General features: G+C 63.5%; 12 protein-coding genes. 8 read left to right on the top strand and 4 right to left on the bottom strand.

From position 1 onward, the window contains the following. Positions 1-13: 13 nt before the first annotated feature. The 8 genes from EJ079_RS15035 to EJ079_RS14990 all read left to right on the top strand — a co-directional run bounded on the left by EJ079_RS15035 (position 14) and on the right by EJ079_RS14990 (position 8939). The gene (locus EJ079_RS15035; protein ID WP_024502750.1) at positions 14-970 is read left to right on the top strand and encodes a sugar ABC transporter permease; all 957 of its coding nucleotides are present in this window, start codon (positions 14-16) and stop codon (positions 968-970) included. Then, positions 967-1911 carry a carbohydrate ABC transporter permease gene (locus EJ079_RS15030; protein WP_127319170.1) on the top strand — a complete coding sequence of 315 codons (945 nt, stop codon included), beginning with the start codon at positions 967-969 and terminating at the stop codon, positions 1909-1911. Before EJ079_RS15035 ends, EJ079_RS15030 begins: the two co-directional genes overlap by 4 nt. 4 nt (positions 1912-1915) lie before the next feature. After that, entirely contained in the window at positions 1916-3031 is a 1116-nt protein-coding gene (locus EJ079_RS15025) for an ABC transporter ATP-binding protein (protein ID WP_023810089.1), read from the top strand. An 88-nt stretch (positions 3032-3119) separates the two neighbouring features. Next, positions 3120-4622, top strand: a complete 1503-nt coding sequence (locus EJ079_RS15015; protein WP_127809378.1) for a GMC family oxidoreductase — start codon at positions 3120-3122, stop codon at positions 4620-4622. A gap of 199 nt (positions 4623-4821) precedes the next feature. Then, complete coding sequence (locus tag EJ079_RS15005) at positions 4822-5583, top strand: 3-ketoacyl-ACP reductase (protein ID WP_127809377.1); 762 nt, start codon at positions 4822-4824, stop codon at positions 5581-5583. Positions 5584-5595: 12 nt separating this feature from the next. Beyond that, the gene (locus tag EJ079_RS15000; protein WP_127809376.1) at positions 5596-7224 is read left to right on the top strand and encodes a choline dehydrogenase; all 1629 of its coding nucleotides are present in this window, start codon (positions 5596-5598) and stop codon (positions 7222-7224) included. Between the two features lie 17 nt (positions 7225-7241). Further along, positions 7242-7550 carry a Dabb family protein gene (locus EJ079_RS14995; protein WP_127809375.1) on the top strand — a complete coding sequence of 103 codons (309 nt, stop codon included), beginning with the start codon at positions 7242-7244 and terminating at the stop codon, positions 7548-7550. 171 nt (positions 7551-7721) lie between these two features. Beyond that, positions 7722-8939, top strand: coding sequence for an MFS transporter (locus EJ079_RS14990; RefSeq protein WP_027037618.1), 1218 nt, complete (start codon positions 7722-7724; stop codon positions 8937-8939). Positions 8940-8946: 7 nt separating this feature from the next. On the opposite strand, the gene EJ079_RS14985 is transcribed toward EJ079_RS14990, so the two are convergent. The 4 genes from EJ079_RS14985 to EJ079_RS14970 form a co-directional block, all read right to left on the bottom strand. Beyond that, complete coding sequence (locus EJ079_RS14985; RefSeq protein ID WP_127329389.1) at positions 8947-9792, bottom strand: EamA family transporter; 846 nt, start codon at positions 9790-9792, stop codon at positions 8947-8949. A gap of 7 nt (positions 9793-9799) precedes the next feature. Continuing rightward, complete coding sequence (locus EJ079_RS14980) at positions 9800-10702, bottom strand: endonuclease/exonuclease/phosphatase family protein (RefSeq protein ID WP_127809374.1); 903 nt, start codon at positions 10700-10702, stop codon at positions 9800-9802. A 164-nt stretch (positions 10703-10866) separates the two neighbouring features. Then, positions 10867-12417: a sodium:proton antiporter gene (locus EJ079_RS14975; RefSeq protein WP_127809373.1), complete on the bottom strand. Its 1551-nt coding sequence runs from the start codon at positions 12415-12417 to the stop codon at positions 10867-10869. A 282-nt stretch (positions 12418-12699) separates the two neighbouring features. Beyond that, positions 12700-13764, bottom strand: a complete 1065-nt coding sequence (locus tag EJ079_RS14970; RefSeq protein ID WP_023810097.1) for an ABC transporter ATP-binding protein — start codon at positions 13762-13764, stop codon at positions 12700-12702. Between the last annotated feature and the right edge of the window lie 5 nt (positions 13765-13769).

The raw sequence follows: 13769 nt of genomic DNA, 5'->3' as shown, positions 1-13769 counted from the left end.
CGGGAGGAGCCCCATGAGCACGGTAGCGACAAGCCAGATCAAGCTGACGCCGGAGCATGCGCGGCCACGCGCCTCGGTGCGCTCACGCCTGCAGGACGCATTGCCGAAGATCGTGCTGGCGCCGAGCTTCGCTATCACCATCGTCTTCGTCTACGGCTTCATCCTGTGGACGATCTATCTGTCCTTCACCAATTCCAAGACCTTCCCGTCCTATGTCCTGACCGGCTCGCGCGCCTATCAGCGGCTGTGGGGCTGGACCTTCGACACCGACCCGCCGTCGAGCTGGTACACGTCGATAACCAATATGGGTATTTTCGGTTTCCTCTACATCGCAATCTGCCTGGCGCTCGGCCTGTTCCTGGCCATCCTGCTCGACCAGAAGATCCGCGGCGAAGGCGTGCTGAGGCCGATCTATCTCTACCCGATGGCGCTGTCCTTCATCGTCACCGGCGTCGCCTGGAAATGGTTCCTCGATCCCGGCCTCGGCCTCGAGCAGACCTTGCATCAATGGGGCTGGACGAGCTTCCATTTCGACTGGATCAAGAACAAGGATTTCGTCATCTACACGGTGGTCATTGCCGGCGTCTGGCAGGCCTCCGGCTTCATCATGGCGATGTTCCTGGCCGGCCTGCGCGGCATCGACGGCGAGATCATGAAGGCGGCGCAGATCGACGGCGCCACCACCTTCCAGCTCTATCGCCGCATCGTCATCCCGCTGCTGCGGCCGATCTTCCTGTCGGCCTTCATCGTACTCGCGCATCTCGCCATCAAATCCTACGATCTGGTCGTGGCGCTGACCAGCGGCGGCCCCGGCGGCTCGGCCTGGCTGCCCTCCAACTTCATGTATGAGTACACGTTCAAGCGCAACGAAATGGCCGTCGGCTCGGCCAGTGCGGTGATCATGCTGATGACCATCGTCGCAATCATCGTGCCCTATCTCTATTCGGAACTGCGGGAGAAGCCGCGATGAGCGCCGTCACCATTCCCGCCCGCCAGGCCTCCGGCGGCGTCAACGTCAAGGTTATCAACCGCATCGTCATCTACGGGCTGCTGGCGCTGTTTGCGCTGTTCTACCTGATGCCGCTGTTCGTCATGCTGGTGACCTCGTTCAAGACCATGGACGAGATCCAGAACGGCAACATGCTGGCGCTGCCCAGGGCGCCGACCTTCGACCCCTGGCTGAAGGCCTGGGGCGAGACCTGCGTCGGCCTCACCTGCGCCGGCATCAAGGGCTATTTCTGGAACTCCATCAAGATGGTGGTTCCGGCCGTGCTGATCTCGACGATGCTCGGCGCGCTCAACGGCTACGTGCTGACCAAATGGCGTTTTCGCGGGGCAACGCTGGTGTTCGGGCTGATGCTGTTCGCCTGCTTCATCCCGTTCCAGTCGGTGCTGCTGCCGATGGCGACCATCCTCGGCAGCCTTGGCCGCTTCGGCGTCACGCTGCAGAATGCGACGGGAACCAGCTTTGGCCTCGGCAACCCGACGGTCAACCTCGTCTTCGTCCACGTCGTCTACGGCATCGGCTTCACCACGCTGTTCTTCCGCAACTACTACGAGGCGTTCCCGACCGAACTGGTCAAAGCGGCACAGGTCGACGGCGCATCCTTCTTCCAGATCTTCCGCCGCATCATGCTGCCGAACTCGATGCCGATCTTCGTCGTCACCGTCATCTATCAGTTCACCAACATCTGGAACGACTTCCTGTTCGCCTCGGCATACGCCGGCACCGGCGATGCGATGCCGATGACGGTGGCACTCAACAACGTCGTCAACACCTCGACCGGCGTCGTCGAATACAACGTCAACATGGCGGCCGCGATGATCGCGGCACTGCCCACCCTTCTCGTCTATGTGCTCGCCGGCCGCTATTTCGTGCGCGGTCTGATGGCGGGCGCCGTCAAAGGATAATCCGATGGCTTTTCTGGAAATTGATGGTTTGAGGAAGCGCTTCGGCCAGGTCGAGATCCTGAAGGGGATCGATGTCGAGCTCGAGAAAGGCGGCTTCCTGGTGCTGGTCGGCCCTTCCGGCTGCGGCAAGTCGACCTTGCTCAACACCATCGCCGGCCTGGAGACGATCACCTCGGGCGAAATCCGTGTCGACGGCCGCACCATCAACGATCTGCACCCCTCCAAGCGCGACATCGCCATGGTTTTCCAGAGCTACGCGCTCTACCCCAACATGACGGTGGCCGGAAACATCTCGTTCGGCATGGAGATGCGCGGCGTGCCGGCGGCGGAGCGCCAGAAGGCGATCGACAAGGTGGCCAAGGTGCTGCAGATCGGCCACCTCTTGCAACGCAAGCCAAGCCAGCTTTCAGGGGGCCAGCGCCAGCGCGTCGCCATGGGCCGGGCGCTGGTGCGCGACCCAAAACTGTTCCTTTTCGACGAGCCATTGTCCAACCTCGACGCCAAGCTGCGCGTCGACATGCGCATCGAGATCAAGCGCCTGCATGCCACCACCGGCACCACCATCGTCTACGTCACACACGACCAGATCGAGGCGATGACGCTGGCCACCAAGATCGCGGTCATGCGCGATGGCGAGGTGCAGCAGTTCGGCACGCCGGCCGAAATCTACAACAACCCGAGCAATCTCTTCGTCGCCGATTTCATGGGCTCGCCGGCGATGAACCTGATCCCGGCGACGATCGGCACGTCAGGCAACGCGCTGTCCGTCGTGCTGCAGCGCGAAGCACGAGAGCCGATCTCGCTGCCGATGGCCAATGCACCGGCCGGCCTGTCGGCATTCCAGGGCAAACCGATCATCTTCGGTGTCCGCCCCGAAGCCCTGACCGATCCGGAAGGTGCCGAGCGCAACGCCTCGCACATCGCCACCGCCGACTGTCACATCGAGGTCGTCGAACCGGCAGGCTCGGACACTTTCGCCGTCACCAATCTCGGCGGCAAGGGCGTGGTGGCGCGGCTGCGCGCCGACGCCAACATCCAGCCGGGCACCAACACGCCGCTTGCCTTCAACCTGACCAAGGCGGTGTTCTTCGACCCGGCGACCGAGACCCGTATTCGCTAATGTATGTCGCCCAAAAGTGGATCCGGTTTTGGGGCAACGACATGCATCAAAACAAAAAACTAAAGCGCGTCGGGACGCGATTTAGGCCATGACAAATCCGGACATCGTCATCATCGGCTCCGGCATCGGCGGCGCCACGATCGCCTCCGGCCTTGCCGGCAGCGGCGCCTCGATCCTGATGCTGGAGCGCGGCGAGCCGTTGCCGGCGACGCCGCACGCGCGCGACACGCGCTCGATCTTCGTCGACGGCCATTACAGGCCGAAGGAGATGTGGCGTGAGGCCGGCGGCGCCGCCTTCAACCCCGGCAATTATTACTATGTCGGCGGCAATTCGAAGTTCTATGGCGCGGTGCTGATCCGCTACCGCAAGGAGGACTTTGCGGCCATGGAGCATTTCGGCGGCGTCTCTCCGGCCTGGCCGTTCACCTATGACGAATTCGAGCCCTGGTATTCGAAAGCCGAACAGCTGTTTCGCGTGCGCGGTGCACTGGGCGAGGATCCGACCGAGCCGTTCCACTCGATCCCCTACGCCTACAAGCCGGTGCCCGACGAGGCACCGATCGCCCGCGCCCGCGCCGAGCTGAAGGGCCTCGGCCTGCATCCAGCCTCGCTGCCGCTCGGCGTCGACATTGACACCTGGCTGAAAGAGGGCAAGACCGGCTGGGATGCTTTTCCCAACACCGGCCAGGGCAAGGTCGACGCGCAGACGGGTCCGCTGACGGCTGCGCTGACCGATCAGAACATCAAGCTCGAGACCGGCGCTTACGTCGAATATCTCGAAGCCTCGCCAGACGGCACGACGATATCAGCCATTCACTACCGGCAGAACGGCGAGCTGAAGAAAGTATCACCGAAGCTGGTCATCCTGTCGGCCGGCGCGGTCAATTCCGCCGTCATCCTGCTGCGCTCGCCGACATCGGATGGCAAAGGCCTAGCCAACCGCTCCGACCAGGTCGGCCGCAATTTCATGAACCACAATTCAAGCGCCATGCTGGCGATCGACCCGCGCCGCCGCAACGATGCCGTCTATCAGAAGACCTTGATGCTGAACGACTATTACCTGTCCGACGGCAAGGGCGGCAAGCCGCTCGGCAATGTCCAGCTTCTGGGAAAGATCGACGGCAACATGCTGCGGGCCAATGTCAAATACACGCCCGGATTCGCGCTCGACTTCATGGCCGGCCACGCCGTCGACTGGTACCTGATGTGCGAGGACCTGCCCGATCCGGAAAGCCGCATCATGGTCGACGGCAAGGACATCGTCATGCAGTGGCGGCGCTCCAACATGCAGTCGCTCGACGGGCTGACCAAGGTGATGCGCGAGAACTTCCGCGCCTGCGGTTATCCCCTAGTGCTGTCGCGCCCCTTCGACAAACGCACGCCGTCGCACCAATGCGGCACGGTCAAGATGGGCGACGATCCGGCGACCGCGGCGCTCGACCCTTACTGCCGCTCCTTCGACCACCGGAACCTCTTCGTCGTCGATGGAAGCTTCTTGCCCAATTCGGCCGCCGTGAACCCGGCGCTGTCGATCGCCGCCCAGGCATTGCGCGTTGCCGATCACATCCGCAAGACGGAGTTAGCAACATGAGAGGTTCGCGCCGCCCCTCATCCGCCTGCCGGCACCTTCTCCCCGTAAACGGGGAGAAGAATGCTGACCGCAACCGCGGCGCTTCTTTGTCGATTGGCAAAGCCAGCGGCGACAGCGTCCTTCTCCCCGTCACTATACGGAAAGAAGTGCCCGGCAGGGCGATGAGGGGCGGCGCTGACATCCGCAAGGCTAGCTTCCAATGACCCGCCCCTCCGCCATCGTCACCGGCGGCGCGCGCGGCATTGGCCTTGCCTGCGCCCAGGCACTGGCGGATGCCGGCTTCGATATTCTGGTCGTCGACCTTGCCGAAACGGCCGCTGACAGACTTGCCACCGACATCACCAAGCGCCGCGCGAAATTCGCCTACGTCCAGTCCGACATCGCCGATCTCGCCAGCCACACCGTACTTGTCGATGCCGCGATGCGCGCCTTCGGCCGCATCGACTGCCTGGTCAACAATGCCGGCGTCGGCGCCGTGGTGCGCGGTGACCTCTTGGACCTCAAGCCAGAGAATTTCGACCGCACGCTCGGCATCAATCTGCGCGGCACTGTGTTCCTCAGCCAGGCCGTGGCCAAGGCGATGCTGGCCGCGCCAGGCGATCCCCCGAAATCAATCATCACCATCACCTCGGTCAGCGCCGAAATGGCATCGCCGGAGCGGCCGGACTACTGCATCTCGAAAGCCGGACTTTCGATGTGGGTGAAGAACCTGGCGCTGCGGTTGGCTCCCGAAAACATAGGCGTGTTCGAGGTGCGGCCCGGCATCATCCGCACCGACATGACCTCAGGCGTGACCGCCAAATACGACGCCCTCATCGACGGTGGTCTGGTGCCGGCAAAGCGCTGGGGCGAAGCATCGGATATCGGTGCGGTGGTGGCGACGCTCGCCGGTGGCAAGCTCGGCTTTTCGACCGGCTCGATCATCAATGTCGACGGTGCGCTCTCCGTGGCGCGACTGTAAATGGATGGTTTCATGACCGACTACATCATCGTGGGCGCCGGGCCGGCCGGCTGCGTTCTGGCCAACCGGCTGAGCGAGGATCCGGGCAACTCGGTCTTGCTGCTCGAAGCCGGCGGCAAGGACTGGCATCCCTATATCCACATGCCGGCGGGCTTCGCCAAGATGACCAAAGGCATCGCCTCCTGGGGCTGGTCGACCGTGCCGCAGAAGCACATGAAGGATCGCGTCTTCTGGTACACGCAGGCCAAGGTTGTCGGCGGCGGCTCCTCCATCAACGCCCAGATCTACACGCGCGGCAATGCCCGCGACTACGATGCCTGGGAGAAGGAAGAGGGTCTCACCGGCTGGGGTTATCGCGACGTGCTGCCCTACTTCAAGCGAGCCGAAAACAACCAGCGCTACGCCAACGATTTTCACGGCGACCAGGGCCCGCTCGGCGTGTCCAACCCGATCGCGCCGCTGCCTATCTGCGAGGCCTACTTCCGTGCCGGCCAGGAGATGGGCATCCCCTTCAACCCGGACTTCAACGGCGCTGCCCAAGAAGGCGTCGGCTACTACCAGCTTACCCAGAAGGATGCCCGGCGCTCGTCCGCTTCAGTCGCCTATTTGAAGCCGATCCGCGCCCGCAAGAACCTGACCGTCCGAACCGACGTGCTGGTGACGCGCATCGTCGTCGAGAAGGGCCGCGCCATCGGCGTCGAGGTGGTCGACAGGCCGGGCGGCGAGAAGAAAATCCTGCGCGCCGAACGCGAGGTGATCGTCTCGTCCGGCGCCATCGGCTCGCCGAAACTTCTGATGCAGTCGGGCATCGGCCCCGCGGACCATCTGAAGTCGGTCGGCATCACACCGGTGCACGACCTGCCCGGCGTCGGCTCCAACATGCAGGACCATCTCGATCTGTTCGTCATCGCCGAATGCACAGGCGATCACACCTATGACAACTACGCCAAGCTGCACCGCACGGCCTGGGCCGGCCTGCAATATCTGCTGCTGAAGAAGGGGCCGGCGGCCTCCAGCCTGTTCGAGACCGGCGGCTTCTGGTACGCCGACCCGACAGCCGCCTCGCCCGACATCCAGTTCCATCTCGGTCTGGGCTCGGGTATCGAGGCCGGCGTCGAGAAGCTGAACAATCCCGGCGTCACTTTGAACTCGGCCTTCCTGCGGCCGCGCTCGCGCGGCACGGTGCGGCTGAAGAGCGCCGACCCGGCCGACCACCCGCTGATTGATCCGAACTACTGGTCCGATCCCTATGACCGCGCCATGTCGATCAAGGGGCTGCGGCTGGCCCGCGAGATCATGCGGCAGAAGGCGCTTGCCCCTTACGTGCTGCGCGAGGTGCTGCCCGGCCCGTCACTCGCCAGCGACGACGAGCTGTTCGACTATGCCTGCCGCAGTTCCAAGACCGACCACCATCCGGTCGGCACCTGCCGCATGGGCCATGACGAGATGGCTGTCGTGACGCCGGATCTGCGGCTGCGCGGCATCGAGGGCCTGCGCATCTGCGACGCCTCGGTGATGCCGCGCGTGCCTTCATCCAACACCAATGCACCGACTATCATGGTCGGTGAAAAGGGCGCCGACCTCGTCCTTGGCCGCGAGCCGCTGCCGCCGGCGGTGTTTTCCGGAAACCGGGCTGCTTAGCCACTGAGGGGTAAGACATGATCAGGCACTGTGTTTTCGCCAAGTTTCGCAACGATGTTGCCGCCGCCGAGCGCAAGGCGATCCATTCCGATCTCGAGGCGCTTCGACAGGTGATCGACGGCATGGACGCCGTAAAATTCAGCGCCAATGTCAGCCCGGAGCCGTTCGCACGCGGCTTCACCCACGGCTTCACCATCGATTTCCGCGATGCTGCCGCGCGCGATGCCTATCTTGTGCATGAAGCGCACCAGCGCGCCGGCGCGCGCCTGGTCGCTGCCCTGGAAGGCGGCACGGACGGACTGCTGGTGTTTGATCTCGAAATCTAGACCTCATTCTCAAGCCACGATCGAGTTCATCGACAGATCGCACCGGTCGCTCCTCATCGCACCTTCCGCCATTCCAGCGGGCGTTCGATCAAATGAGCCACGCGAAAACGTGACCACCGGTCTTCCCTGAACTGGCCGATAATTCCCCCATCGATGATGATGGAGGAAGATTTGCCCCTTAATTCGCAGCAGAAGAAGACCGTCCTCGCCTCATTCCTGGGCTGGACGCTCGATGCTTTCGATTTCTTCCTTCTGACATTCCTGCTCACCGATATCGCGACCGAATTCCACGCCGACGTGCCCGCGGTCTCCAAGGCGCTGTTCCTGACCTTGGCGACACGCTTCATCGGCGCGTTCTTCTTCGGCATGCTTGCCGACAAATACGGGCGCAAGCCGATCCTCATGCTCAACATCGTCAGCTATTCGGTGATCGGCGCGCTGGCCGCCTTCTCGCCCAATCTCGGCATATTCCTCGCCCTGCGTGCTTTGTTCGGCATCGCCATGGGCGGCGAATGGGGGCTGGGCAGTTCGCTGGCCATGGAATCCATTCCGCCGAGCGCACGCGGCATGGTCTCCGGCATCCTGCAATGCGGCTATCCGGCCGGCTATCTGCTGGCGGCGGTGGTCTATGGCCTGCTCTATCAGCAGACGATCGGCGGCTACACGATCGGCTGGCGCGCCATGTTCCTGCTCAGCTTCGTGCCGGCGCTGATCGTGCTCTTTATCCGCTCGCATGTGCCGGAATCGCCGGCCTTCGTCGAAGCGCAGAAGACGGCTCGACCTGGCATGTGGGAAACGCTGCAGAAGCACTGGGGCGTCGCGCTCTATGCCGTCGTGCTGATGATGTTCTTCAATTTCTTCAGTCATGGCACGCAGGACCTCTACCCTACCTTCCTGAAGAAGCAGCACGGCTTCGATCCGCATACGGTGAGCTGGATCACCATCGTCGCCAATATCGGCGCCATCGTCGGCGGCCTGGCCTTCGGCGCGCTGTCGGAGAAGATCGGCCGCGTTAACGCCATCACGCTGGCATGCCTGATCGCCTTGCCGTCCATCCCGCTATGGGCCTACTCGACCACGCCGTTCATGCTCGCCATCGGCGCCTTCGTCATGCAGGTCGCGGTCCAGGGTGCCTGGGGCGTCATCCCCGTGCACCTCAACGAGCTTTCGCCCGGAGCGGTGCGGGCGACCTTGCCCGGCTTTATCTATCAGGCGGGCAATCTCGCCGCGTCCTATGGCGGCCCCTATCAGGCAGGAATCGCTGAAAGCGCCGGAGGCAGCTATGGCTATGCCCTGGCGCTGTTCGCAGGCGTGGTCGCCGTCTGCATCATCGTCGTCATCCGCTTCAGCCCGGAACGACGTGGCCAGGTGATGACCGTCCTGACCTGAGCGGCGCCTAACCAAGCCTCAGCGCGACGACGCCGGCCACGATGCTGAGCGCGGCGGCACCGCGCCAGCCGGTCATTTTTTCGCCGAGAGCGAAGACCGAGATCATCATGGCAAACAGGATCGAGGTTTCGCGCAGCGAGGCCACCGAAGCGATCGGTGCTTTGGTCATGGCCCACATGACGATCCAATAGGCGGCGCCGCTGAGTACGCCGGTGAACAGCCCTGCCTTCCAGTCGCGCGCCAACACCGGCAGCGCCTTCGGCCCGCGGAAGATGAGGCACAGCACCAACGCGCCTAAAGCATCGCAGATGAACAGCCAGGCGGCATAGCTCTGCGCGGTTGCCGCCAGCCGCGCGCCACTGCCGTCCGACAGCGTATAGCTGGCGATGAAGATGGAAGTGCCGAGCGCGAAGCCAACCGCGCGCAGATTGAGTTTTTCCAGATGCGCGCCGCCACGAAACGACATCACCAGCGTGCCGGCCGACAACAGGAAGATGCCGAGCATGGCGAACGGGCCGGGAATCTCGGCAACGACGAACATGCCGCCGAAGGCTGAGAGCAGAGGTGCGGTGCCGCGCGCCAGCGGATAGGTCTGGGCGAAATCGCCGGCCTTGTAGGCGCCGATCAGGAAGGTCCGGTAGCCCATGTGGAAAACGACGGAGGCGATGATGTAGGGCCACACCTCCGCCTTCGGCACTTCGACGAAGGGCAGCACCACGAGTGCCGCCGCGCCCATGCCTAATGTCATCAGCGTGATCGACAGGAAGCGGTCGAGATGAACCTTGACCAGCGCATTCCAGATCGCGTGCATGGCAGCGGCGGCAAGCACTGCAAAGAAGACGAAAAGCGTCATGCGCGGCTCATGTGGCGATGCCCGGCGTTTCCAGGTCTATGTCCACCCGCAGCGGAAAATGATCCGAGGCAACCTCGCCGATGTCTGCACTGATCGAACGCACCCGCCCGGCGAACATGCCGCCGACGAAGCAATGGTCGAGCCGGCGCTTTGCCAGTCTGACGTCGATGGTCTTCACATGGGTGTGGAAGTCCGGAACCGGCTCCCCGGCAACGGCGGCGGCATCGACGAAACCGCTGAGATAGGCGGCACCTCGATGGTAGGGCGTGCTGCCGACGATGCGGCGATACTCGGCGCTGTCCGGCTCCATGTTGAAATCACCCATCCAGATCGCCGCCAGCGGGTTTTCCGGCTCCGCTTCGCCGCTGGTCCAATTGCGCGTGGGCTCGTCGTCGACGCCGCTCCACGGTCCGCCATCGGACGGTGCCCGGCGATGCTCGGCCATGAGGTAGTCGATCTGCTCCAGCCGCTCCTCGGCCGCGATATGGGCGAGATGCAGCGACAACACCCGCACCGGCCCTGCCGGCGTGCGGATCATGCATTCAAGCGCGGCGTTGCGGGTGTTGAGCGGCCGCTGCGTTCGGCGCATTGGCAGCGCATGCAGCCGCGACCAGACGATCGGCAGTTTCGACAGCACCATGGTGCCGAACTGGCGGCGCCGATTGACCAGACGGCCGTCGCGCCTTTCGCTGGCGTCCATGTCGAAGGCCGGGCCGTAGACCCAGTGATGTTCGGGCAGCAGACGGGAAAGCAGCTCCGGCTGGTCGTCGTAATTGCTGCGTTGCCAGTGCCGCTCGACTTCCTGCAGCGCAATGATGTCGGCACCGGCAACGATGCGCGCGGCGCGCGAAAGATCGTAGCGGCCGTCGCCGCCGAACCCGTACTGGATGTTGTAGCTGACCAGCTTCATTGCTTATCCGGCTCAATTTCGTGTTGGCAGTAGCGGTTCGATGCCACGGTTGCAATGTGCAGGAGAATGGACGTGGCTTGGACCAGCCTTGCTTCACCGGGATCATGCACCGATCCCGAAGCACTTCGATATCTTCCGTGCGCCGGAAAACGGCGTGCGATGCCTTATGTATTCAGCGGCTGGAACCGGCCGGGTGGCGACGCCGCCAGTTCGGTCCAGTCGATCTCTTCCTCCAGGCGATGATAGGCTTCGTCGCCAATCGTCCCGTTGCGGCGCAATTCCTCCAGCGCGTCGCGCTGGCTCTTGATCGCATAAAGACGCAAGCGGTCATATTCGGTCGCCGCCTGGGCATCGTCGGGATTTTTGGCGATCTTGCGTTGAGCGGCATATTGCTCGCGCACCGCGGCCGCCGCGTCCGATGTCTTGCCGCTCAATATGTCGAGGGCGGCCTGCATGACCACAACACGCGCCTGCGCAACCTCGCGGTCGACGGTTTCGTCAGGGTCGAGGTTCAGCAGGCGCAGCAGCGGCTTCAAGCTCATGCCTTGCAGCACCAGCGTGCCGAGCACGACCGTGAAAGCAGCGAGCACGATCGGGTCGCGGGCCGGGAATTCAGCCGGCAGGGCGAATGCCGCCGCAAGCGTCACCAAACCTCGCATCCCGCACCAGCCGATCAGCACGCCGCCACGAAACGACGGAGCGTCACGCTGACGATCAGCCACGCCGAAACGGCCAAACCACCTGATGATCGCTCCGCACCCCAGCACCCAGATGAGGCGTGAGACGATGACGATGGCAAGCACTGTCCCGGCCAGGACGAACGCATCGGTCTGCCCCTGCCCGGCAAGCCTGCCGACGATCGTACGCGCCTGCAGGCCCATCAGCACGAAAGCCAGAACATTGAGCACGAAGACCGCCGTCTCCCAGACCGAATAGGAGCTGATGCGGTTTCTGGCCGGCATGCGGCGCGGTGCGGTGCGGGCGATCGTCATGGCATAGACGACTATGGTGATGATGGCCGATAGTCCGATCCTGTCAGCCAGGATCCAGACCCCGAATGTGCCGGCAAATTGCACCACAGTGCCGCTCGCCGGGTCCTCGATCCGGCCCAGCGTCATCAGAGACACCCGGCCAAGCAGGTAGCCGGCGGCAAGGCTGCCGAGCGTGGACAGCAGGATCATCGGAACGGCGCTGCTCAGCAGAATGGAACCTGCTGCCGCCGAAATCGCCATCCGGTAGATCAGCAAGGCGGTGGCGTCGTTGAGCAGGCTCTCGCCTTGCAGAATGGCAGTGATGCGGTGCGGCACCTTGAACTGGCCAAGCACGGCCGATGCCGCAACCGCATCGGGCGGCGCCACGATGGCGCCAAGCGCTATGGCCGCGGCGATCGGCAGGCCTGCCATCGCCCAGCCGGCAAGTGCGACCGTCGCTGTCGTGAACAGGACGGCACCAAGCGCCAGCAGCACAAGCGGCACCCTGTAGCGGTTAAGATCGCGCAGCGAGGTATCATAGGCGGCATCGAGCAGCACCGGCGCGATGAACAGGGCTAGCGCCAGTTCCGGATCGATCTCTATGGTCGGCACGCCAGGCACGAAGGCGATGGCCACCCCGGCCAGCGCCAGCAAAGAGGGATAGGGAACCTGTACGCGCCGCGACAGCGCCGTCAGCGCAACGGCGATCAACAGCAGAACGAGTGTCAGTTCGAAAAGCGCCATGGCCTGTTATAGCCGGGATGCGAGACGCTGGCAGTGGCAAAGCGGCTGGAAACTGTTGATTGGCCAGCAAGCTCGAGCCGATGGGAATATGCCTCGAATTGCCTTCCACCGATGCCCTGCCAAATCGACAAATGCGCCGACCGCACCGACATCGAAATCACCGATAGAGGGCTCGCTTAAACACGGACTTCCCTGCATTGCAGCCCATTGCCACGCGGACGGAAGCATCTCCCGTCTTCGCAGACCGGGATGCAGCCATTCATTTTGAGCAAGCGCATCAGCCTAGTGCAGCACCAGCATGTCGCTCGACGAGAACGAGATCTCGGCCTTTTCACCGACTGCGGGTGGCGGGGTTGCCGGGCTGTTGAAGGTGTCGAGCGAGACCGTGTTGCCACCGATGCCGACGCGAACCCGGATGACCGAGCCGAGAAAATGCACTTCGGAGATTTCTCCCGAAAGGCTGGAGTCACGGCCGGGCTGACGGCCCAGCGAAATCGCTTCCGGACGCAGCGCCAGCGACAGCGTGTCACCTGATTTGGAGCCGTTGAGCTTGCCCTTGAGCGAAACCTGTTCGGAATTGACCCGCACCGTGCCTGCAGCCGCATCGGTGACGGTGCCTTCCAGCACGTTCAGCGTGCCGACGAAATTGGCGACGAACTTGGTCGCCGGACGGTTGTAGATCTCGAACGGCGTGCCGACCTGCTCGGCTTTGCCGCCATACATGACGGCGATGCGGTCGGAGATCGACAGCGCCTCTTCCTGGTCGTGCGTGACAAAGATAGTGGTGATGCCGAGCTTCTTCTGGATCGAGCGGATTTCCTCGCGCAGCGACACGCGCACCTTGGCGTCGAGCGCCGACAGCGGCTCGTCGAGCAGCAGCAGCTTCGGCTTCGGCGCGATAGCGCGGGCCAATGCGATACGCTGCTGCTGGCCGCCCGAGAGCTGGTAGGGATAGCGATCCGCCATCTGCGGCAGCTTGATGATGCCGAGCATTTCGGCGACACGAGCATCGATGTCCGCCCTGGGCATGCCGGCGACCTTCAGGCCAAAGCCGATATTCTGCGCCACGGTCAGGTTCGGAAACAGCGCATAGGCCTGGAACACCATGCCGACATTGCGCTGGTTGGGTTTCAACCTCGTAATGTCCTTGCCGCCGACGACGATCGTGCCCGCGCTCGGCTCCTCGAAGCCCGCCACCATGCGCAGCACGGTGGTCTTGCCGCAGCCGGACGGGCCGAGGAAGGAGACGAATTCGCCGCGCTCGACGTCAAGATTGAAGTCCTCGACCACCGTTGTGGCGCCGAAGGATTTTCGAACGTGCTGGATGGAGAGGAATGGGTCGGCCATGGCGT

The sequence above is a fragment of the Mesorhizobium sp. M7A.F.Ce.TU.012.03.2.1 genome, assembly GCF_004006095.1.
In the GTDB taxonomy this organism is placed as follows: domain Bacteria; phylum Pseudomonadota; class Alphaproteobacteria; order Rhizobiales; family Rhizobiaceae; genus Mesorhizobium.
This window is presented reverse-complemented; position numbering and strand designations above follow the sequence as displayed.

Excerpts from the sequence above, each read along its gene's own strand:
- EJ079_RS15035 (WP_024502750.1), top strand. The coding sequence starts at position 14 with ATGAGCACGGTAGCGACAAGCCAGATCAAGCTGACGCCGGAGCATGCG.
- EJ079_RS15030 (WP_127319170.1), top strand. The coding sequence starts at position 967 with ATGAGCGCCGTCACCATTCCCGCCCGCCAGGCCTCCGGCGGCGTCAAC.
- EJ079_RS15025 (WP_023810089.1), top strand. The coding sequence starts at position 1,916 with ATGGCTTTTCTGGAAATTGATGGTTTGAGGAAGCGCTTCGGCCAGGTC.
- EJ079_RS15015 (WP_127809378.1), top strand. The coding sequence starts at position 3,120 with ATGACAAATCCGGACATCGTCATCATCGGCTCCGGCATCGGCGGCGCC.
- EJ079_RS15005 (WP_127809377.1), top strand. The coding sequence starts at position 4,822 with ATGACCCGCCCCTCCGCCATCGTCACCGGCGGCGCGCGCGGCATTGGC.
- EJ079_RS15000 (WP_127809376.1), top strand. The coding sequence starts at position 5,596 with ATGACCGACTACATCATCGTGGGCGCCGGGCCGGCCGGCTGCGTTCTG.
- EJ079_RS14995 (WP_127809375.1), top strand. The coding sequence starts at position 7,242 with ATGATCAGGCACTGTGTTTTCGCCAAGTTTCGCAACGATGTTGCCGCC.
- EJ079_RS14985 (WP_127329389.1), bottom strand. The coding sequence starts at position 9,792 with ATGACGCTTTTCGTCTTCTTTGCAGTGCTTGCCGCCGCTGCCATGCAC.
- EJ079_RS14980 (WP_127809374.1), bottom strand. The coding sequence starts at position 10,702 with ATGAAGCTGGTCAGCTACAACATCCAGTACGGGTTCGGCGGCGACGGC.
- EJ079_RS14975 (WP_127809373.1), bottom strand. The coding sequence starts at position 12,417 with ATGGCGCTTTTCGAACTGACACTCGTTCTGCTGTTGATCGCCGTTGCG.
- EJ079_RS14970 (WP_023810097.1), bottom strand. The coding sequence starts at position 13,764 with ATGGCCGACCCATTCCTCTCCATCCAGCACGTTCGAAAATCCTTCGGC.